The 675-nt window shown below is 43.7% G+C and carries 1 protein-coding gene; it reads right to left on the minus strand.

Annotation, left to right across the window (positions count from 1 at the left end):
- The coding region (locus R7040_RS26960; protein ID WP_318097672.1) for an Lrp/AsnC family transcriptional regulator at window positions 1-440 on the minus strand (440 nt) is incomplete at its 3' end.
- Window positions 441-675 lie beyond the last annotated feature (235 nt).

A 675-nucleotide genomic window follows, 5' to 3' on the forward strand; every position in this document is an offset into this window, starting at 1 on the left:
AAACAGCCATTTCCTTTTACCTGCCGAATAGCAAGGTGTGTGTGGATGTCTTTGACGTTTTCTAACCTTTGCAGCTTTCTAGTGAAGCTTTCGTATCCGGGAAGATCTTTACTTACCACTTCCAATAAATAATCGTAAGCGCCAGATACAACGTGACAAGAAATCACCTCATCCATATCGACGATTGCGGTTTCAAACTCATCGATTGACGACGCTTGGTGATTATTCAAACTCACTTCAACGAACACCGTCATCGCAATGCCTACTGCGCCACGTGAGATCATTGCTCGATATCCGCTGATAACCCCTTCTTGTTCAAGACGTTTTAAGCGCCTCGCACATGGTGAAGCAGAGAGCCCTACTTGGTCAGCGAGCTCCGCTGTCGTTAATGTGGCGTCTTTCTGTATGAGATGAAGTAACTGCCTATCAATTTTGTCCATGCCAACTCCCTTTGCCAAAAATCACTAGATTTAATTAATTAAACGCAGTTTAACACCAATACTGAAACAAAGTACGTCACATTTTGCCAACATGATGCGTCAGTTTCGTTCAATAATTACAGCGAACTTTACACATGGACGCGACAACGATGATTTTGGGATACGCTGCAATTTTAGTGACCGTACTGCTTTGGTCTGGTTTTTTCATTTCGCTGAAAGGGGGGGCAATTTCGGC

It is taken from the genome of Vibrio sp. 1069 (genome assembly GCF_033340555.1).